This is a genomic window from Schaalia canis (assembly GCF_003858455.1).
Classification (GTDB): domain Bacteria; phylum Actinomycetota; class Actinomycetes; order Actinomycetales; family Actinomycetaceae; genus Pauljensenia; species Pauljensenia canis.
In genome coordinates this window covers 64,041-82,758 of the sequence record NZ_RQZF01000003.1, presented here as the reverse complement: position 1 = coordinate 82,758, position 18,718 = coordinate 64,041, and the positions used below count along the sequence as shown (strand labels likewise).

Genomic DNA, 18,718 nt, shown 5'->3' with positions numbered 1-18,718 from the left:
ACTCGCGGAAAAAGGCGAAGATACCGGTCAACACCTGAGTGGGCCCGTGTGCCAAAAGTCGCGCGAGACCGCTAAAATAGGTAAAGGCCCACCGAGGGCCGCAAGGAGAGGACAACAGTGAATCTCAACCGCAAGGCACGTTTCGCCACCTTGGCCGCAGGGCTGGCCGCAGTCTTCACCCTGAGCGCTTGCGCAGGAAATCCTGGCACCGCAATGAGCGTCGGCGACACCACCTACAGCAACACGGACATTTCCACAGGCGTTGCCCAAATCAGTGAAATAGCTGGCCGCCCCGTTGACACCCCCGTCCTCGTGAACGCCATATCACGAGCCTCACTTATCACCGAGTTTGCGAAGCAAAACAACATCACCGTTGCTGACTCGGAAATTGAGGACTTCGCCAAGGCACAGGTCGCAGCGGGGGCTTTTGCAGCCTTCCCCGAAGGGGAATTGTCCGCCGTGACCCGTGATTTCCTGCGACTGCAGATGCTCACTGACAAGTTGAGCGCAGTGATCACGGACCCTGCTCAGATTGAGGCAGCAAACGCTCAATACGCTGAGCTTGTCCAAAACACTGACATTGAGGTGAACCCTCGATACGGCACCTTCGACGAGGAAACTGACCTCCTGGCCCCCTCCACCTTTGGTGATGTCGTGAGTTCCCATACTCACGGCGCCCGCTAGTTTTCTGAAGGCACCTCGACGCCTTCAGAGGCGAGTGTGACGCACCCCTCCTACGTGAACGCTCCTTCCGTTCACAAGGATGGGACCATTGTCGCCCTCGCCCCACAAAAAGGCCCCTTCAAGGGCCAAACAGACTTCGTACTCCCACCCAGGGGGTACTGAAACCCCACCACCGGGGCTACGGTGGAACCTGACTGCCCACGCAGACGATCGATTGGAGAATGACGTGGCAAGGATTGAGGCTATCGGAGCACGCGAGATCCTGGACTCCCGCGGTAACCCCACCGTTGAGGTTGAGGTTCTGCTTGAGGACGGCACTGTTTCGCGCGCTGCTGTTCCCTCCGGCGCATCCACCGGCGCTTTCGAAGCTGTAGAGCGCCGCGACGGTGACAAGGATCGCTACCTCGGCAAGGGCGTTCAGGACGCCGTTGACGCCGTGATCGAAGTCATCGCCCCCGAACTCATCGACGAGGACGCCGCCGACCAGCGTCAGATCGACGAGGCAATGATTGCCCTCGACGGCACCGACAACAAGGGCAAGCTCGGCGCCAACGCCATCCTCGGCGTCTCCCTCGCCGTTGCCAAGGCCGCTGCTGAATCCGCAGGCCTGCCCCTCTACCGCTACATCGGCGGCCCGAACGCTCACGTTCTGCCCGTCCCGATGATGAACATCCTCAACGGTGGCTCCCACGCCGACACCAACGTGGACATCCAGGAATTCATGATCGCCCCCATCGGCGCTCCCACCTTCCGCGATGCCCTCCGCTGGGGCGCAGAGGTCTACCACACCCTCAAGTCCGTCATCAAGGAACGTGGCCTGTCCACCGGCCTGGGTGACGAGGGCGGCTTCGCCCCCAACCTCGACTCCAACGCCGCTGCTCTCGACCTCATCATCGAGGCCATCGAGCGCGCAGGCTACAAGCCCGGCGCCGACGTGGCCCTGGCTCTGGACGTCGCCTCCACCGAGTTCTTCAAGGACGGCCTCTACCAGTTCGAAGGCGAAGGCCGTCCCACCGACTACATGGTCTCCTACTATGAGAAGCTCATCTCGGACTACCCCCTCGTCTCCATCGAAGATCCGCTCTCCGAGGACGAATGGGATGCCTGGAAGGCCCTCACCGCTCAGATCGGTGGCCGCTGCCAGCTCGTCGGCGACGACCTCTTCGTCACCAACCCCGAGCGTCTGCGCAAGGGCATCGACATGGCTGCCGCTAACGCTCTGCTCGTGAAGGTGAACCAGATTGGCTCCCTGACCGAGACCCTCGACGCCATTGAGCTCGCACACCGCAGCGGATACCGCTCCATGACCTCGCACCGCTCCGGTGAAACCGAGGACACCACCATCGCTGATCTCGCCGTTGCTACCAACTCCGGCCAGATCAAGACCGGTGCCCCCGCCCGCTCCGAGCGCGTTGCCAAGTACAACCAGCTTCTGCGCATTGAAGAAGAACTCGGCGATGCAGCTGTCTACGCTGGCCGCGACGCCTTCCCCCGCTTCTCCGCCTGAGCCTCGTCTCGGCTGCTAAGCGCACGGAAAACCGCTTCGCTCCTCTCCTGATTTAACGGAGGGCAGCAGGTGGGGGGCGCGTATCTCTTAAGAGGTACGCGCCCCCACCTTTTCCCGCCCTGAACTTTTAGCCGCGAGTGGTCGCATCAAAGCGACCACTCGCGGAAATTTTCAGGAAGCGGGCGATAGGGGAGAGGCAGGAGAGAGCTGAGGGAGAGGCAGGGGTGCTGTGTCGGGCTGTGGTGAAAACGGCAGAGTCGTCGTTCCCCGCGCGCCGCAAGTGCACCTTTCCACACGGCAGGGCACCATAAGAATATGGAACAGACTCCCCGCCCCAAGAGGCCTCACAGCCCCCGCCGGCGAGGCGTACCCGCTTCCCCCCACGCGACCTCCGCGCGTCGCAGCCGCAGAGGATCCACCCAGGCTCGTCCCTCGGGCACTCCTGAGAATCCCTCTGAAGCGCTCGCTCGCGAGCAAGCGCCAGAAGCATCGGCCGTCACCTCGTCAAGCGAACGACGATCGACCTCTAAGACTTCCCGAGCAGCGGCATCATCACTGACCCACCCAAGCCCCACGCGGAACACGCGCTCTAAGGAACGCAGGCGTCACAGGAATACTTCCCGGACTGCGGCTGTCACACAACCAGCTCACAGCTTCAACATTGGCGGAGTTGAAATCTCCCTGAAGTTCATGTTCGTTGTGATCATTGGTGCGCTACTGGCCGTGATGCTGATGCCTTCCCTGTACCAATGGTGGCGACAAGAACAGGACTACCGCGATATTCAAGCCCGCGTTGAAGCGGCGCGGGAACGCAATGCGGAGCTTGAACGAGAGCTAGAACTGTGGAATACCCCCGAGTTCATTGCCTCCCAAGCGCGCGAGCGTCTAGGGTATGTCATGCCCGGAGAAACACAGTACTCTGTCGTTGACCCGGGCCCTGGATACCAAGACCAAGCCGCTGTAGCAGCAGCGGCTCCGCGTGGCCCCGCACGCCCCTGGGTCCACATGTTCGCCTTGCTCACCAGCGAGGCTGATGCTCCTGCTGAAAACGAGCCCACAACCCCCTGAAGCTATTTAGCGCCCGCAATCACCACCTACCGCTGGTGAGCGGCGTAGTGCCAGCTATCTCACCGAGAGGAACCGCCATGTGCGCACACTTTGATGCCGCCACTGACACAGACCTAGAGGTTCTACGCGAACAACTTGATCGAGTCCCTCGTGGCGTCGTTGGTATTGGCGCACGCTGCGTCTGCGGTCGCCCCACGGTCGTTGTCACTGCCCCTCGTTTGGAGAACGGTGAGCCCTTCCCCACGACCTTCTACCTGACCAGCCCTCCCATTGTCCACGGCTGCTCAGTGCTTGAGGCCGAAAAAGTCATGGAAGAACTCAACGCTTGGTTGGCGGAGGATGAAGATGCCGCCGCCGCCCACGCCCGAGCTCACGAAGCCTACATTGCCATGCGTGACGAACTTGGCGAGGTGCCTGAGATCGCTGGCATTTCGGCAGGCGGTATGCCTACCCGCGTTAAGTGCCTGCACGCCCTTGTCGGTCATGCCCTTGTGGCGGGTAGGGGAGTGAATGTTGTGGGTGATCGGGCGCTGGACATGATGGCCGAACGTGGCCTGTGGAACGCGGAACGCTGCTCCTGCTGATTCCTCGCGTCGACGTCCTCTAGTCTCCTTTTGAATCCGCGAGTGGTCGCTTAGATCCGACCACTCGCGGATTCTTTCAGCCGCTCTGCCCTATGGGCCTTTATACGCACTGAAAAAAGGCAGATGGGAAGATGACAGGGGGAAGGTCACAGTGACGCCTGCGTGAGACGGGCCATCAGGTATGGAAGGATTGGCGGGTGACTCGAGTAGCAGCAATCGATTGTGGGACAAACTCCATTCGCCTTCTTGTGGCTGAAACTGACCCCGAGACTGGACATTTGAATGACCTGACTCGCCAGATGCGCATCGTGCGCCTAGGCCAAGGCGTCGACAAGACCGGCCTTTTAGACCCTGAGGCCATTGAACGCACTCTTGAAGCTACCCGCGAATACCGAGAAATGATTGGGCGTCTAGGGGCTGATCACCTGCGTTTTGTTGCGACCTCGGCCAGCCGTGATGCTGCCAATCGGCAGATTTTCGTTGACGGCGTGCGTGACCTGCTAGGCATTGAACCTGAGGTGATCCCGGGCAGTGAAGAAGCCGCTCTTTCTTTTGCCGGTGCTGGCCGCTCTGTACCTGTGGAGGCTGCCCGCCCGATGCTGGTGGTGGACATTGGTGGAGGCTCTTCAGAGCTGGTACTTGGGGATTCCAGAGTTGAACAGTCGATTTCTATCAATATGGGGTCGGTGCGCGTGACAGAAAAGTTCCTTGCGCATTGTGATCCCGCGAGGGGAATTGACGCCGCCTCGCGTGAGGCAGCCTGCGCGTGGATCGACGCTCAGCTTGACGAGGCCGAAGCCTCTATTAACCTGCGCCGCGTGGGCACCCTCGTGGGGGTCGCGGGGACGGTGACAACCGTGACCGCTCAGGCGCTGGGACTGGAGATGTACCAGCCCGAACGGATAGACGGGGCTGCACTGAGCGTCGAAGAACATCAAACGGCAATCGACTTTATGGTTGAGCAACCTGTCGCCGTGAAGGCTGCGCTTGGTTTCATGCCGGCAGGCCGTGAGGATGTTATTGCCGCTGGCGCGCTGATATGGGAGCGGATTATCCGCCGTGTTGCCACCCGAGTAGCTGAGGACGGGCGGGAGCTTGGAATGATCGTGACTTCCGAGCACGACATCCTTGACGGGATTGCACTTTCCCAGCTGTGAGGTGTTGGTGATCTGATCACCCAATCCTGAGTGTTTACCGCGAGTGGTCGCTTCTCACCGACCACTCGCGGTGTTTTTTCAGGAAAGTCAGGTGGACATGCAGGGAACACTCAGTACGAGGTGACCACTCGTGGCATGCTTTCAGACAGAGCGAAGATGCTGAAGCAGCGCTACAACGTCGAATCCCGCCAACGGGCAGCAGCATACAACCTCGCCCAACGGGAGCCTCGTCAGACAAAAAGGGCGGCCCACCACAGGTGAGCCGCCCCGGAAGAAACGACGCCGTTACTTCGCAGATGACGCGCCACGGGCACGTACTCGCGTGCGACGGTGAAGGGCAACGGCACCCAACAAAGCTGACGAGAAAGTCCCTAGAATCACGCCAAAAGAAGCGTGGAAGGTCTCAACCTCATCCCCCTTGAACGCCAAGCCAGCGATCAACATTGCCACAGTGAAACCAATACCGGCCAACAAAGCAATAGCAGCAACATCAGGCAGATCAACACCGTTGCCAAGACGCAACTTCGTGAATCGCACCAGGACAGCGACCGACCCCCAGATACCCAGGAGCTTACCCAAAGGCAAAGCCAGGGCAATAGAGAAGGTCACAGGATCGGCCAAGGCACCCGCCAGACCACCCTCAGCACCCAGAACAGGGACGCCAGCAGCGAAGAAAGCGAAGATCGGCAGAGCCAAACCAGCCGACCACGGACCAACCTTCTCAACGAAAGCATGGGTCATCTGATGTCCGTGCGCATCACGGCGAGCGGGCACAACAAGGCCAAGAGCCACACCAGCAATCGTTGCATGCACACCAGAATTGAACATGAGTCCCCACGCAACCACCCCCAGAGGAATAAGCAACCACGGGGACGTAACATTGCGGTTAACAAGCACAGCAAAGACCGCCACAGTCACAAGAGAAGCAGCCAGAGCCAAGAAATTCAGCGTGCCCGAGTAAAACACCGCAATGACAATAATGGCCAGCAGATCATCCACCACGGCCAGAGTCAGCAAGAAAGTGCGGGCTGCCGGGGGAAGGCCTCGGCCGAAAATACCCAGCAGAGCAACCGCAAAAGCGATATCCGTTGCCGTAGGAACCGCCCAACCGTGGTAGGCATGAGTGGATGTCACGCTCTGAATGACGACATACACGATAGCCGGGCCAAGCATGCCGAAAGCGGCAGCGATCATCGGGAGCGCCGCCTCACGCATGTCACGCAGCGCGCCGGTGACGAACTCCGTCTTCAACTCAAGACCGACCACGAAGAAGAACACGGTCAAAATACCGTCAGCAGCCCACGCATGAACCGACAGATTCAAACCCAAAACCTCAGGGCCAAAGTGCAGGTGCGCGAGGTCCTGGTAGGCCTCATTGAGGGGCGTATTAGCAATAACGAGGGCGGCAACCGCCACCGCAATCAGGAGCAAGCCTGCCTTCGTTTCATTGGCAAGGAAACGCGTGATAGAACGGCGCAGATGCAGGACCGGGTGGGCCTGAGCCCCAGCACCCAATGCTGAAGCTCGGCGCGTAGGCGTTGCGGAGGAAAGCGCGATGGGACGTTGAAGGCCCCGCTGGCCGGGCAGATTGTGAACTGACCGGCGAATAACGCCCTGGCCGCGGTGCGCGATACGGCTCTTCGCGGGTGAGCGGGGGGTACGCTCTGCAGTAGTCATGGGAAGCAGAATCCTTCGCCTCGTGTCGATGCCGTGAGTGGTCGGATTAAAGTGACCACTCGTGAAAATGGAGTAAACCAGGGTCCATTTTAGGCGAAATATCGGGCGAGGAAGGGGACGAGTAGCCTTTCAGGGAAGAGTCACAGTCTGGGTGAGATATCTGCGGAGCTGAATGAATCGGGTAGTATGGCAGGCGGGCACGCCGCGCAGTGTCCAGGCCCCCATGGCCCAATTGGCAGAGGCAACCGACTTAAAATCGGTGTGTTGTCGGTTCGAGTCCGACTGGGGGTACCACGGTGCTCTTACACGAAACATCGTCAGACCCACAAAACTAGCGGCGGCTTTGGCCTCGTCAAATGGAAATAGTGCCCCCGGAAACGTCGTTGCGCGCTCGTGGAGGAAGCACACTCGGCTAGAACACCACTGTGTCCCGTGGAAAGTGGCGTGCACCGCAATCCCCTGATTTGTCCCCGAATACGTGCGAAAAAGGTGGAATCAGGTGGCGGCCAGTGAGTAAACATGGGACATTTACTGTAGAGCTTGACGCAATTTCGCGTCGGCTGCCCGAATAATCTGGCCCAACGAAGCTGGAGGGACAATGTCCAACCCCGTTCTTAACCGCATGCAGGATCAGTGGAACGCCACCACCCCTGCCGGCTACCCGACCATGCCCGGCTACGAGGTCGGTCGCGGTTCCCAGCCCCTGCCTCCGCCCTCGCAGGTTCCCTCTTTTGAACAGCGCGGCTACACCGCCTCAGATATGGAGGGGATGGAACGCGCGTACGCAGGCGCTTCAGCAGACGCCGTAGATCGCGGGCAGATGACCTACGACGATGTCATCGTAAAGACTGCGCTCTCGCTGGGCGTCGTGATTCTTGGCGCGGCACTGGGCTGGTTCCTTTTCGCTCTGAATCCCGTTTTCGGCCTGGGCGCGATGGCAATTGGTTTCCTAGGCGGTTTCGTCCTAGCGATGGTCAACATCTTCTCCCGGACCATCCGACCTGCTCTGGTGCTTGCCTACGCCCTTGTTGAAGGCCTGGCACTTGGTGCCCTGTCGGCGTTCATGGAGCTGTCCTACCCCGGCGTGGTCATCCAGGCACTTCTGGCGACCGCTGCGGTCTTCACCGTCACCCTGGTGCTCTTCACCTCGGGGAAGGTGCGCAACTCACCCAAGCTCATGCGTTTCATGCTCATTGGTCTGATTGGCCTGATCGTGTACCGTTTGCTGAACATGGTGCTTGTGTGGACGGGCGTGCTGTCGACCAGCATCGATAACATGCGAATCATGGGTATTCCTCTTGGCCTGGCCGTGGGCGTTTTCGCCGTCATCCTGGGGGCTATCTCGCTGATTGGCGACTTTGACCAGATTCAGCAGGGCGTTCGCGCTGGCGCCCCCGCAAAGTTCGCGTGGGCGTGTGCGTTTGGCCTGATGGTGACCATCATCTGGATGTACACCGAGATGCTGCGCCTGCTGGCAATCTTGCGTGACTGATTTTTTGCGGATACGCGAGTGGTCGCTTCGAGCTGACCACTCGCGTATTTGTATGCCCGCGATGGGCAGGGGACAGGACGCGCTTCCTGCTGGGCGCATGCCTGTCTGTCGGTGGCAAGACTGTCGATTGGCGAGGGCCGCGCCTCGCGCTACAGCATGTGGGATCGCAAGCGTCAGACCTTGGCGTGCACTGTAGGCTTTAAAAGGTAATGGGTGTTCCACGAAGGGATGACCCACTCGACGCTGATAGAAGAAGGAGTGACGATGGAGAACATCACTGTCACTGGCGATTTTGGCCGTAAGCCCTCCCTGGAGTTCACCGGCGCTGAACCAAGCCCCGAACTGCTTGTTGAGGTCTTGCGTGAAGGAGACGGCCCCGAGGTCGAGCCCGGCGACCAGATCCAATGCCACTACTTGGGCCAGGTGTGGAATGGCAATGTCTTCGATAACTCCTACGACCGCGGCCAGGCCCTTGCCTTCCAGATTGGTGTTGGCATGGTCATCCGTGGTTGGGATGACGGCTTGGTCGGGCAAAAGGTTGGCTCGCGCGTGCTGCTGTCTATCCCTTCAGAGTACGGCTACGGTGACTTTGGCGTGCCGCAGGCCGGTATCGGCGGCGGTGACACCCTCGTCTTCGTGACAGATATTCTTGGTGTCCGCTGAAAACTGTTGACGCATCTGAAGGTGTAATCAACGTGACTGTAGGGGTGGGGTGCTCGCCGAAACGGCGAGCACCCCACCCCTATGACTATGCAATATGTATGGATCGCGAGTGGTCGCATCTAAGCGACCACTCGCGAAAAACGACTCAGGCCCCCTTCACAACAGGGCAGGCAACACCCGTGCGTGAATGGCATTGATAGCCGTCAGGGTTCTTAAAGAGATAGCCCTGGTGGTAGTCCTCAGCCTCCCAGAAGGTCACGCCCTCGGCGTCAGCGAGGCCCGTTGTAATCGGTGGGAACCCCTCCTGAGCGAGACGCTCTTGATAGGCGGTCAGGGTCGCAGCGGCAACCTCGTACTGCTCGGGCGTGGTGGTCCAGATAGCGCTACGGTACTGAGGACCAATGTCATTACCCTGACGATCGCCCTGGGTGGGGTCGTGGATCTCAAAGAAAAGAGCGATGAGTTCGGCGGCGCTGGTGCGGGAGGTGTCGAAAACAACACGGACGGTTTCAGCGTGACCAGTGGTTTTGGTACAGACCTCACGGTAGGACGGCGTTGGCGTGTGGCCACCCATGTAGCCGGTCGCCGTGGTAACAACGCCAGGAGTGCTCCAGAAGATCTTTTCAACCCCCCAGAAGCAGCCGGCAGCAAAGAAGATGACCTCCTCGCCTTCCTGTGGTTCGGCGTCAATAGGGGCGCCGAGGACGACGTGTAGACGAGGGTCGCCAGAGCGCGGCTGAAGAACATTGTGAAGATTAAACACTGGCTGTTCCTTTACGTCGAGTCACTCATGGGTGCATGAGCGTGTTGCAGACACTGGGAAATAGTTTCCTACTTCCCGAGAGTTTTCGCGAGTGGACGCTTAGATGCGACCACTCGCGAAAAACAGTGGTGGATGACAAAGCAAACACGAGGTGCAAGCGGTACCCTTCAAAGCAGAACTTTTCATGGAGGTGACATGGAGAAGAAAAACTCCCGCCGGTCATTCAACCCTGTTGCTGCTCTACGAGCGTTGAAAAAGCTCGCTCCCACGCAGCTGGCAATGCCCGTTGAGACCCCCGACATGGGCGTCGTTCACTTCCGTGAAGGAGAAGGCCTGCGCCCCAAAGCACACGCCGAGGCCGCTGTCCCGTGGGCACTGCGAGTCTCAGCCGCAATTTCCTGGCGCATGATCGTCGTTGCCGCAGCCGCCGCAGGCCTGACATGGATTGCCATGCAGCTATCCATGATTATCATGCCCGTCGCCGTCGCTCTCCTCATCGCTGTCCTCCTTGATCCGCTCGTCGGGTGGTTCCACCGGCGGCTCCACATCGGTCGGACGATGTCGGCAGCTCTTGGCTTAATCCTGTCGCTTCTCTTTGTTGTGCTCGTTCTTTCCCAGGCGCTTAGCGGGATCATCAAACAGGTTCCCACGCTGCTATCGGAAGCCAATGATGGTCTCCAACGCTTCACGCAGTGGCTGACCACCAACCCCTTCGGCATCGACATGTCAGGAGCCGAGCAGACAATCCAAATGCTTCAGACCGAGGTCACATCCTGGCTGCAACGTAATTCGACCACGCTTGCCTCTGGCGCGCTATCGGTCACGACCTCCGTACTGTCGGTTGCAGCATCGACCTTGATTATGCTCTTCTGTCTGTTCTTCTTCCTCAAAGATGGTCGCACGATCTGGCTGTGGGTCGTTCGCCTTCTCCCAGCACCTGCCCGCGAACCTCTCCACGAGTCAGCGATCCGAGGATGGGTGACTCTGGGGGGTTATGTGCGCACGCAGATTAAAGTGGCTGCCATTGACGCTGTCGGTATTGGCGTCGGCGCCTTCCTACTCGGCGTCCCTATGGCCCTGCCGATTACGGTGGTTGTCTTCTTCGGCTCCTTCATCCCCATCGTTGGTGCCATGACTTCAGGTGCGATCGCCGTATTCGTTGCCATCGTTGACCAGGGCCCCACCGCCGGCCTCATTATGATGGCCATCATTTTGGGCGTCCAACAGTTTGAAGGTAACGTGCTCCAACCTTGGCTGATGTCCTCAGCTGTCTCCCTTCATCCCCTGGCGGTGCTGCTAGTGGTCGCGGGGGCGGGTTCTGTCGCAGGTATTCCTGGCGCACTCTTCGGCGTGCCGATTGCTGCATTCTTGAACTCCACCTTCCTCTACCTCCACGGATATGACCCCATTCCGGCATTGCGTACAGATAAAGATCGGCCAGGAGGCCCCCCTGGCATGCTCAACGAAATGATCGTTGCAACATACTCCGATAAGGGATCGGCCTTCGTGGAAGAAGACATGGACTGTGACCTGGCAGCCGCTCAGGAGACTTCTACGAACAGTAACGGAGCCCCTGCTGGTGCCGCACAGCCTCCCACACCAGTCGTGAAGTCGCCATCCTCAAGCGAGGCAGGAGCCACGCAGAGGAACGCTGACCAGGGGAGCAAACCCGCCCCCTACGACGAACACACAAAAGCTGAAGGCAACGAAGAGCACTCCTCGCACGACACTCAAACGCAACCTCAGCCTCCCACGCACCCTGGGGCGACGGACGCCTCTTAACCAGACGGCAAAGCCAGCATGTAAAAGCGTGATGCCCGTGGGCGGATCCCGAAAAGGATCCACCCACGGGCATCACCATGAGCGTCACAACCTAGCGGCGCGGAAACCTCGTAAACGAGGACGGCCGCAGGACAGGCTCAGCCAGCGAAGGGCGTGGCCTCAAGGATCTTGACTTCAATCTCACGACCGTTAGGAGCCTCGTAAGAAAGGACATCGCCAGGGCGATGGCCAATCACTGCCGCGCCAAGAGGAGCGTCAGCGGAAAAGACCTGAATACCCAGGTCGCCGCCGGCCTCACGCGAGCCAAGAAGGAACTTTTGTTCGCGGCCAGCAACCAGGGCGGTGACAACCATGCCAGGCTCGACAATGCCATCATCAGCGGGGGTGGCGCCAACCTCAGCGTTGGCGAGCATCTCTTGAAGAGCTTTAATACGCGTCTCGTTCATGGACTGCTCGTTACGGGCAGCGTGGTAGCCGCCGTTTTCTTTGAGGTCGCCTTCTTGACGGGCGGCGTCGATGAGTTTAGCGATATGAGGGCGCTTAACATCGATACGTTCCTCAAGCTCTGCCTTAAGAGCATCGTATTGGGCTTGGGTGAGCCACTGAGTGTCAGACATTGGTGTCCTCCAAAAAGATTTGAGCCGGCCCATCGAAGGACCGGCGGCGTTTCCTCAAATAGCATAGCAACCCAATTGTTTTTCGCGAGTGGTCAGTTCCAAGCGACCACTCGCGAAAAGCCGGCAGGGCAGCACAACTGGCGGTGTCAGATTACGGAAAATAACGGGAATGCGGGTCAGGAAGCGTTAAGAACCGCCAGGTAGACCGCCACGCACTGGCAAGCCCAGGCGAAAACAGTGAAAAGGTGGAAAAGCTCGTGGAAACCAAACCACTTGGGCGAGGGATTAGGCCGCTTCAACGCATAAAACACGGCGCCAATCGTGTACAGGACGCCACCGGCAATCACCAGTATCACGATCGCAGGACCGCCTGCTGCCCAAAGTTGAGGAAGATAGGCGACCGCCACCCAGCCCAAAGTGATGTAAATGATGGTAATGAGCCACCGGGGAGCGTTTGGCCAAAAAAGGCTAAGAATGACACCTGCCGCAGCGCCAATCCACACAATCAACAAAATGACCTTCTGATCCCAGGGCGACAGTAGCGCTACACACAACGGGGTATAGGTCCCGGCAATGAGAAGAAAAATATTGGAGTGGTCGAGGCGACGCCAGAAAGTTTCCCACTTGGGAGCCCAATAAAAGCGGTGATAGAGGGCGGAAATCCCAAAGAGGACAAGCGAGGCCGCCAAGTAAACGGCCGATGCCCACTTCGTCGCCGTCGTGGGCGCCAGAACGAGAAGCACAATGGCGGCCGCAAGAGAGAGCGGGGCAGCAATCAGGTGAAGCCAACCACGCAGGTGAGGTTTGATAGCGACAAGCTGATCAGGAACCCACTGGGTGGGGCGTATCGAAGCAATCTTCACCAAGGTCTCCTCATGTGGGGGAAGGTGGAACACTCGTTGTCGAGTGCGGCACTGTCTACAGACTAAGGCACGTCAGGACCTCAGTCCTGTCAGGATCTTGTCCTGATCGGTCACATTGCGCGTGACAGAAAGGATGATCGCACCTGGAGGGCACGATCGTCCGCCTCAACATGTTCTGCCCATCCACAATTGCCCTCCTCAAGCCAAGGAATAGCAATACATGCCGCGAGTGGTCGCATACAGGTGGCCACTCGCGATATAAACGGACACAAACGGGACTGAGAAAGCGACAAGTGGGCCCAAGAAACAGACAACACACCCCCTCTCCAAGTAGCCTTATCTTCTGAGGCTGGCAAGCCGCGCCGACCTCGTCCACCGCAATCCACCAACACAGCCCGCCCCCCTTACCGAAGAACTCTGGAGGAAACGATATGGGACAGTGGAACCTCCTATACGACCTCTATGAGCGTCGAATCCGAGCAGACCTTGACGCTGCCGCTATCCCCCGACACGTCGGGGTCATCCTCGACGGAAACCGGCGCTGGGCAAAATCTATTGGCACCACCGCCTCCCACGGGCATCGCGCGGGCGCTGGCAAGATTTCAGAATTCCTCCAATGGGCAGACGAAGTCGGCGTCGAGATCGTCACCCTCTGGATGCTTTCCACCGACAACCTTGGCCGCGACGAGGGAGAACTCACCGAACTTCTCCGCATTATTTCTGACGCGGTGGCCTCCCTTGCAGCAACCAAGCGCTGGCGGTTAAGCATCGTCGGTGACCTGGGACTCCTGCCCGCTGAGATCGCCGAGGAGATCCAACGACACGTTGAGTCAACCGCAACGGTGTCGGGAATGACAGTCAATATCGCAGTGTCATACGGTGGCCGCCACGAGATTGCCGCCGCGGTTCGCTCCCTCATGGAGGAGGCCGCAGCGCAAGGACGCACACTTGAAGAACTGGCGAAGACCCTGACAGATGAGGACATTACCGACCACCTCTACACGAAGGGCCAGCCTGACCCTGACCTGGTGATTCGCACCTCCGGGGAACAGCGACTATCGGGCTTTATGCTCTGGCAGTCGGTACATTCCGAATTCTACTTCTGTGAAGCCTACTGGCCAGACTTCCGACGCGTGGACTTCCTGCGCGCGCTGCGCTCCTACGCCCAGCGGGAACGCCGCCTCGGTAAGTAAGCCGTGAATCTGCAGGGCGCATGCTCTTCATGCCCCCTATGTTCTGTATGTTTCCTGTGAACGCGAGTGGTCGCCTCTATGCGACCACTCGCGAAGTGCATACACAGACGAAGGCTCCCACCTGCAAAAATACGCGAGTGGTCAGTTCTAACCGACCACTCGCGTATTCAGAAAATGCTCAGGATATCTTCAAGATGAAGCTACCGTCTCAGAGCTCGTGCGCCCACGGCGGGTTCGCACCCGCGCGCGAAATCGTCACCTCCGACACCTCAGTCGCCCTCGCCAAAATCGCGCGCACCTGCTCCTCACTCAGAGAACGCAGAGCATGACGAGCCTCGGCGCCGTGGAAGCCGAGCGCCCACATCGCATCCAGGATCGCGCCCATAAAAGAATCACCCGCGCCCACCGTGTCAACGACCTTCACATCATTAGGGGAAGATTCGCACACCACACCCGAGGAGGTACGTGCAATCGCGCCCTTACCTCCCCGAGTAACAATCACAAGCTGCGGCCCCATATTCAGCCACTCGGTGACGACCTCGTCAAGCGGGCGATTATTCGTCAGCCAGGCAATATCCTCATCCGACACCTTCACCACATCCGAAACAGCAACGAAACGGCTGACAATACGCCACGCCTCCTCCGGCGTACCCATGATGGAAGGGCGAGCGTTGGGATCGTAGGTGATGAGCGCATGCTGGCGCGCAGAAACGAGCGCATCGAGGACGGCGTGAGCGCCAGGCTCGACAACCGCAGAAATAGAACCGGCTTCCACGATGCGTGCCTGCGGGCTGACAGTAATAGGACTGGTGGGCGCCCACTCCATGTCGAAGGTGTAGGTGGCAGCACCCCTCTCATCCAAGAGGGCGTTGGCCGTGGTCGTGCGGGTGGCACCACGCGATTCGGGGGTGATGTAGACATTGGAGGCTGCAAAGTGCTCAGCAATCATATCCCCGTAAGGGTCATTGCCGATCCACGTTTGCAGGGCCACAGCGCGGCCCAGGCGCCCCAGGGTCATGGCAACATTCGCTGGAGAACCTCCGGGGATTTCCTTGCGGTTGCTGGGGTCGTTGGCTGGCGTGACGACGTCAATCAGAGCTTCGCCGATGGCGAGGATATGGGGAGTGGTGGTCAGGTCCATGTGGCGCTCCAAATCCGATGGGGGCGATGGCGGGTGGCGCGGCGACGTGCCACGATCGCTCGCGGGAAGTGCCCGGCAGGGCACAGTCTCAATGGTACGTTGCCTTCTTTCACGAGTGGTCGGTTCGAAGCGACCACTCGCGTGTCAGACAAATGTTTGACGAGGCTCTCGCCCGCTTCCGCTGCGACAGAAGGGGCTTCAGTCCTTTACTTGGATTATTTGAACGACTTAACCCGCGTCATTGGCAGGTGCGGCAGCCTTCTCAAGGCGAGACTGGGCATCGTTAAGGATGGTGCGGCACCGAGCAGCAAGGGCCTCGCCGCGTTCCCACAGGGCGATAGTGTCCTCGAGGGGGGCTTGGCCACTTTCGAGCTGGCGCACGATGCTGACAAGCTCATCGCGGGCAGCCTCGTAGCCCATGGTCTGGGGGTCGGTAGTGGGGATGTCAGTCATGATCTTCCTTTAACTGGTCGTGAATGGAGCGAGAGACGGGCGGGGAAGGAGAGACAGGGCCTCAGAAAAACTCAAAGCAGTCTGGCAATCCCCTTGAGGTTTGCGCGAGTGGTCAGCTCGAAGCGACCACTCGCGGAAAAAGAGGCTAAGAAGCGGGAGGCTGTTTGGGGGTGGCAGGCGTGGAACCCACAACCTGGGCAACCATCCGACCCTGCGCAAGAATGCCCTCAATGAGCACCCCCTTGCTCAGCTGCTCCGAACTGCGAATGACCTCCCCAGAAGGCAGACGCAGAAGTGAATAGCCCCGGTCCAGCGTCGCCTGAGGGGACAGTGCCGTTAGCGTCGCCTGGGCGGTGGCAAGTTCACGCGAATGGCGACTCACAACAGCAGAAACACCCTGACGCAGTTGCATCTCCAAAGTGGTCAGCAGATTGCGATGTCCCTCCACCACCGCATCCGGGTGGGTGAGCACTGGTCGAGATGCCAGGAGAGTCAAGGCCTCAGCTTCGCGCCCCAAGCGACGTCCAAGCGCGGCCCTCGCCTGCGACATCGCATGATCGAGCCCCTGCAATTCTTGTGCGCGATCCGGCACGATCCGCCGCGCCGCGTCTGTCGGCGTGGACGCCCGGTAGTCAGCGACCAAATCCAGCAGGGGCGCGTCGCCCTCGTGACCAATCGCCGACACCAGGGGCGTGCGCACCGCAGCCGCCGCACGGACCAGAACCTCCTCAGAAAAGGGCAGCAGGTCTTCAACTGAGCCGCCTCCGCGAGCCACCACGATAACGTCAACCTCGTCGATCGCATCTAGCTCCGCCATCGCAGCACTGACCTCGCGTACCGCATGCTCACCCTGGACGGCGACCTCGCGGATCTCGAAACGAACAGCGGGCCAACGGGCAGAAGCGTTGACGATCACGTCATCCTTGGCTTTAGCGTTGCGTCCACAGACCAAGCCGACCACTCGCGGCAGGAAGGGGAGCGGAACCTTGCGCTCATCGGCAAAAAGTCCCTCAGCGGCGAGGCGTCGGCGTAGCTGCTCAATGTGGGCCAGCAGGTCACCAATGCCTTGCAGGTGCACTTCATCGGCGCGCAGATTGAGGGTGCCCCGCCGCTCCCAAAAGACGGGTTTGACGCGAGTGACCACTCGCGCGCCCTCTTCAAAAGCGGGACCGGCCGCATCCAGCACCCCAGGGTAGGTGGAGACAGTCATCGACATGTCGGTCTCAATGTCGCGCAAAACAAAGAAGGCCATGCGTGTGCCGGGGCGCGGCTTGTACTCGACGACCTGCCCCTCAACCCACAGGGTGGACATCTTATCGACGTAGATCTTGATGTTTTCGCTCAGGCGGCGCAGTGGCCAGGGGTTTTCGCGGGTGGTGTCGGCGGCGCGTGCTGCGGGAGCGGGGGCGCCCTGTGGAGGCATGGTTTGGTGCGGTGGCTGGATCGATTGTGGGGGCTGTCCGCCGCGGATGTTTGGCGAGGTCGGAGCCGTGGCCGGGCCGGGCGGATAGGGCGCGCTGGTGGGTGGTTCGTAGCCGGGGGCGTGTGAGGTGGGGTAGTCAGGCACCCTGCCAGCATTCCACCTCAAGGAGCCTGGTGCAGGGAGGCAGGTCCGTGGTGAGACAAAGTCGTGGCACAAAGGGCAACGGTGGGGGATTGAAGGGGGAGAGAAACGAGGGTACAGGCGCGGAGGGGAGTGCGAGCGGGCCGAGACATCGCGAAATATGACCAGGGCGCAACCTGGGGTGTATTTTTCGCGAGTGGTCGCATCGAACTGACCACTCGCGAAAAAGGACACAGCGGGTGGGGCGCGGAATGTGATGTTTGCGGTGTGGTGCGGGCAGAAGCGGCATCCCAGGAGTCAGAACGATAGAGTTTTGTCCATGACTGAAACTTCCGCCGCGACTGACGGCACGATCCTTCTTGCTGCCCCTCGCGGCTACTGCGCGGGCGTTGACCGCGCTGTTGACGTGGTTGAAAAAGCCCTCGACCTGTACGGGCCGCCCGTGTACGTGCGCAAGGAGATCGTCCACAACAAATACGTGGTGGAATCCCTCAGCCGCCGTGGCGCCATTTTCGTCAACGAAACGGACGAGGTGCCCGAAGGAGCGCGCGTGGTCTTTTCCGCGCACGGCGTCTCCCCGCAGGTTCGCGAGGCCGCAGACGCGCGCAACCTTTTGTCCATTGACGCCACCTGCCCGCTGGTGACCAAGGTTCACCGCGAGGCCGTGCGTTTCGCCAAAGAGGACTACGACATTATCCTCGTCGGCCATGAAGGCCACGAGGAAGTGGAGGGCACCTACGGTGAGGCGCCCTCGCATATTCAAGTGGTGGGCTCGCCTGACGAGGTCGATAACGTCGTGGTACGTGACCCGGAGCGTGTCGTGTGGATTTCGCAGACCACCCTGTCGGTGGACGAGACGAAGATGACGGTGGATCGTTTGCGTGAGCGTTTCCCCGCGCTCATTGACCCGCCCTCGGATGATATTTGTTACGCGACGCAAAACCGCCAGGTTGCGGTGAAGCACATTGCGCCGCAGGTGGATGTGATGGTGGTGGTCGGTTCGGCAAACTCGTCGAACTCGGTGCGCCTGGTGGAGGTGGCGCTGGAAGCTGGTACGCCGTCTGCGTATCGGGTGGATATGGCCTCTGAGTTGGATCCGGCCTGGTTTGAGGGCGCACGAACCGTTGGCCTGACCTCGGGCGCGTCGGTGCCTGAGATCCTGGTCAAGGACGTGATTGAGTGGTTGGGTGAGCGTGGTTTCCCCACGGTTGAAGAGGTCCGCACAGAGACTGAGACCATTACTTTCGCCCTGCCGAGGAATCTACGTTCTGAGCTGTCGGCGCAGGGCATGGAGGATGCGCGTCCGCACGCCAGGCGCAAGTCCGGGCCGAATCACACGAGCTGAAGTTCCTAGGGGCGAATCCCCCTTGTGAGTCTCCTGATTGTTGGCTGATACCGCGAGTGGTCGCTTTGATGCGACCACTCGCGGTGTTCTTTCAGGAACAGGCCGCTTGTGTGGAGGCGAACCGAGCGAGGGCTGAGTGCCACCTGAGCGCCGAAGGCCACACTG

The 18,718-nt window shown here is 59.9% G+C and carries 18 protein-coding genes and 1 tRNA gene; 11 read left to right on the top strand and 8 right to left on the bottom strand.

All coding sequences use genetic code 11. The features are described from left to right. Window positions 1-117: 117 nt before the first annotated feature. Together EII11_RS04430 and eno are read left to right on the top strand one after the other, a co-directional pair. Window positions 118-684, top strand: coding sequence for a hypothetical protein (locus EII11_RS04430; RefSeq protein ID WP_124869188.1), 567 nt, complete (start codon window positions 118-120; stop codon window positions 682-684). A 226-nt stretch (window positions 685-910) separates the two neighbouring features. Then, window positions 911-2,191 carry a phosphopyruvate hydratase gene (gene eno, locus EII11_RS04425; RefSeq protein ID WP_124869185.1) on the top strand — a complete coding sequence of 427 codons (1,281 nt, stop codon included), beginning with the start codon at window positions 911-913 and terminating at the stop codon, window positions 2,189-2,191. Window positions 2,192-2,535: 344 nt separating this feature from the next. On the opposite strand, the gene EII11_RS10480 is transcribed toward eno, so the two are convergent. Beyond that, window positions 2,536-2,766 carry a hypothetical protein gene (locus EII11_RS10480; protein ID WP_165867059.1) on the bottom strand — a complete coding sequence of 77 codons (231 nt, stop codon included), beginning with the start codon at window positions 2,764-2,766 and terminating at the stop codon, window positions 2,536-2,538. 115 nt (window positions 2,767-2,881) lie between these two features. Here EII11_RS10480 and EII11_RS10475 point away from each other — a divergent pair, with 115 nt between their 5' ends. The 3 genes from EII11_RS10475 (at window position 2,882) to EII11_RS04410 (ending at window position 5,000) form a co-directional block, all read left to right on the top strand. Further along, entirely contained in the window at window positions 2,882-3,259 is a 378-nt protein-coding gene (locus EII11_RS10475; protein WP_165867058.1) for an FtsB family cell division protein, read from the top strand. Between the two features lie 77 nt (window positions 3,260-3,336). Then, on the top strand, window positions 3,337-3,843 hold the full coding sequence (locus EII11_RS04415) for a DUF501 domain-containing protein (protein WP_124869179.1): 507 nt from the start codon (window positions 3,337-3,339) through the stop codon (window positions 3,841-3,843). A 197-nt stretch (window positions 3,844-4,040) separates the two neighbouring features. Then, on the top strand, window positions 4,041-5,000 hold the full coding sequence (locus EII11_RS04410) for a Ppx/GppA phosphatase family protein (protein WP_124869177.1): 960 nt from the start codon (window positions 4,041-4,043) through the stop codon (window positions 4,998-5,000). Window positions 5,001-5,285: 285 nt separating this feature from the next. Here the strand turns inward: EII11_RS04410 and nhaA are convergent, their stop codons facing one another. Then, on the bottom strand, window positions 5,286-6,677 hold the full coding sequence (gene nhaA, locus EII11_RS04405; RefSeq protein WP_124869173.1) for a Na+/H+ antiporter NhaA: 1,392 nt from the start codon (window positions 6,675-6,677) through the stop codon (window positions 5,286-5,288). Window positions 6,678-6,894: 217 nt separating this feature from the next. Between nhaA and EII11_RS04400 the strand changes: the two genes are divergently transcribed. The 3 genes from EII11_RS04400 to EII11_RS04390 all read left to right on the top strand — a co-directional run bounded on the left by EII11_RS04400 (window position 6,895) and on the right by EII11_RS04390 (window position 8,832). Next, window positions 6,895-6,971 (top strand) — tRNA-Leu (locus EII11_RS04400). A gap of 304 nt (window positions 6,972-7,275) precedes the next feature. Further along, window positions 7,276-8,169: a Bax inhibitor-1/YccA family protein gene (locus EII11_RS04395; protein WP_124869170.1), complete on the top strand. Its 894-nt coding sequence runs from the start codon at window positions 7,276-7,278 to the stop codon at window positions 8,167-8,169. A gap of 264 nt (window positions 8,170-8,433) precedes the next feature. After that, a complete protein-coding gene (locus EII11_RS04390) occupies window positions 8,434-8,832 on the top strand; it encodes an FKBP-type peptidyl-prolyl cis-trans isomerase (RefSeq protein ID WP_124869166.1) in 399 nt (132 codons plus the stop codon). A 145-nt stretch (window positions 8,833-8,977) separates the two neighbouring features. Here EII11_RS04390 and msrA read toward each other — a convergent pair whose 3' ends face one another. Continuing rightward, window positions 8,978-9,595: a peptide-methionine (S)-S-oxide reductase MsrA gene (msrA, locus tag EII11_RS04385; protein ID WP_124869162.1), complete on the bottom strand. Its 618-nt coding sequence runs from the start codon at window positions 9,593-9,595 to the stop codon at window positions 8,978-8,980. A 195-nt stretch (window positions 9,596-9,790) separates the two neighbouring features. On the opposite strand from msrA, the gene EII11_RS04380 reads away from it, so the two are divergent. After that, complete coding sequence (locus EII11_RS04380; protein WP_240623060.1) at window positions 9,791-11,377, top strand: AI-2E family transporter; 1,587 nt, start codon at window positions 9,791-9,793, stop codon at window positions 11,375-11,377. A gap of 137 nt (window positions 11,378-11,514) precedes the next feature. Here EII11_RS04380 and greA read toward each other — a convergent pair whose 3' ends face one another. After that, complete coding sequence (gene greA, locus EII11_RS04375) at window positions 11,515-11,994, bottom strand: transcription elongation factor GreA (RefSeq protein WP_124869159.1); 480 nt, start codon at window positions 11,992-11,994, stop codon at window positions 11,515-11,517. A 176-nt stretch (window positions 11,995-12,170) separates the two neighbouring features. Beyond that, a complete protein-coding gene (gene trhA, locus EII11_RS04370) occupies window positions 12,171-12,857 on the bottom strand; it encodes a PAQR family membrane homeostasis protein TrhA (protein WP_124869156.1) in 687 nt (228 codons plus the stop codon). A gap of 431 nt (window positions 12,858-13,288) precedes the next feature. Between trhA and EII11_RS04365 the strand changes: the two genes are divergently transcribed. Then, the gene (locus EII11_RS04365; protein WP_124869153.1) at window positions 13,289-14,050 is read left to right on the top strand and encodes an isoprenyl transferase; all 762 of its coding nucleotides are present in this window, start codon (window positions 13,289-13,291) and stop codon (window positions 14,048-14,050) included. Window positions 14,051-14,258: 208 nt separating this feature from the next. On the opposite strand, the gene EII11_RS04360 is transcribed toward EII11_RS04365, so the two are convergent. The 3 genes from EII11_RS04360 to xseA all read right to left on the bottom strand — a co-directional run bounded on the left by EII11_RS04360 (window position 14,259) and on the right by xseA (window position 17,067). After that, a complete protein-coding gene (locus EII11_RS04360; protein WP_124869150.1) occupies window positions 14,259-15,191 on the bottom strand; it encodes a carbohydrate kinase family protein in 933 nt (310 codons plus the stop codon). 228 nt (window positions 15,192-15,419) lie between these two features. Beyond that, window positions 15,420-15,644: an exodeoxyribonuclease VII small subunit gene (locus EII11_RS04355; RefSeq protein WP_124869147.1), complete on the bottom strand. Its 225-nt coding sequence runs from the start codon at window positions 15,642-15,644 to the stop codon at window positions 15,420-15,422. Window positions 15,645-15,789: 145 nt separating this feature from the next. Continuing rightward, the gene (xseA, locus tag EII11_RS04350) at window positions 15,790-17,067 is read right to left on the bottom strand and encodes an exodeoxyribonuclease VII large subunit (RefSeq protein WP_124869736.1); all 1,278 of its coding nucleotides are present in this window, start codon (window positions 17,065-17,067) and stop codon (window positions 15,790-15,792) included. Window positions 17,068-17,527: 460 nt separating this feature from the next. Between xseA and EII11_RS04345 the strand changes: the two genes are divergently transcribed. Then, window positions 17,528-18,553: a 4-hydroxy-3-methylbut-2-enyl diphosphate reductase gene (locus EII11_RS04345; protein WP_124869144.1), complete on the top strand. Its 1,026-nt coding sequence runs from the start codon at window positions 17,528-17,530 to the stop codon at window positions 18,551-18,553. The last annotated feature ends 165 nt before the right edge of the window (window positions 18,554-18,718 follow it).

What these genes read in the sequence shown, in the direction of transcription:
- EII11_RS04415 (WP_124869179.1), top strand. Translation starts at nt 3,337, where the DNA reads ATGTGCGCACACTTTGATGCCGCCACTGACACAGACCTAGAGGTTCTA.
- EII11_RS04355 (WP_124869147.1), bottom strand. Translation starts at nt 15,644, where the DNA reads ATGACTGACATCCCCACTACCGACCCCCAGACCATGGGCTACGAGGCT.
- EII11_RS04345 (WP_124869144.1), top strand. Translation starts at nt 17,528, where the DNA reads ATGACTGAAACTTCCGCCGCGACTGACGGCACGATCCTTCTTGCTGCC.
- greA (WP_124869159.1), bottom strand. Translation starts at nt 11,994, where the DNA reads ATGTCTGACACTCAGTGGCTCACCCAAGCCCAATACGATGCTCTTAAG.
- EII11_RS04365 (WP_124869153.1), top strand. Translation starts at nt 13,289, where the DNA reads ATGGGACAGTGGAACCTCCTATACGACCTCTATGAGCGTCGAATCCGA.
- nhaA (WP_124869173.1), bottom strand. Translation starts at nt 6,677, where the DNA reads ATGACTACTGCAGAGCGTACCCCCCGCTCACCCGCGAAGAGCCGTATC.
- EII11_RS04360 (WP_124869150.1), bottom strand. Translation starts at nt 15,191, where the DNA reads ATGGACCTGACCACCACTCCCCATATCCTCGCCATCGGCGAAGCTCTG.
- EII11_RS04390 (WP_124869166.1), top strand. Translation starts at nt 8,434, where the DNA reads ATGGAGAACATCACTGTCACTGGCGATTTTGGCCGTAAGCCCTCCCTG.
- xseA (WP_124869736.1), bottom strand. Translation starts at nt 17,067, where the DNA reads ATGCCTCCACAGGGCGCCCCCGCTCCCGCAGCACGCGCCGCCGACACC.
- EII11_RS10475 (WP_165867058.1), top strand. Translation starts at nt 2,882, where the DNA reads ATGTTCGTTGTGATCATTGGTGCGCTACTGGCCGTGATGCTGATGCCT.
- EII11_RS04380 (WP_240623060.1), top strand. Translation starts at nt 9,791, where the DNA reads ATGGAGAAGAAAAACTCCCGCCGGTCATTCAACCCTGTTGCTGCTCTA.
- EII11_RS04395 (WP_124869170.1), top strand. Translation starts at nt 7,276, where the DNA reads ATGTCCAACCCCGTTCTTAACCGCATGCAGGATCAGTGGAACGCCACC.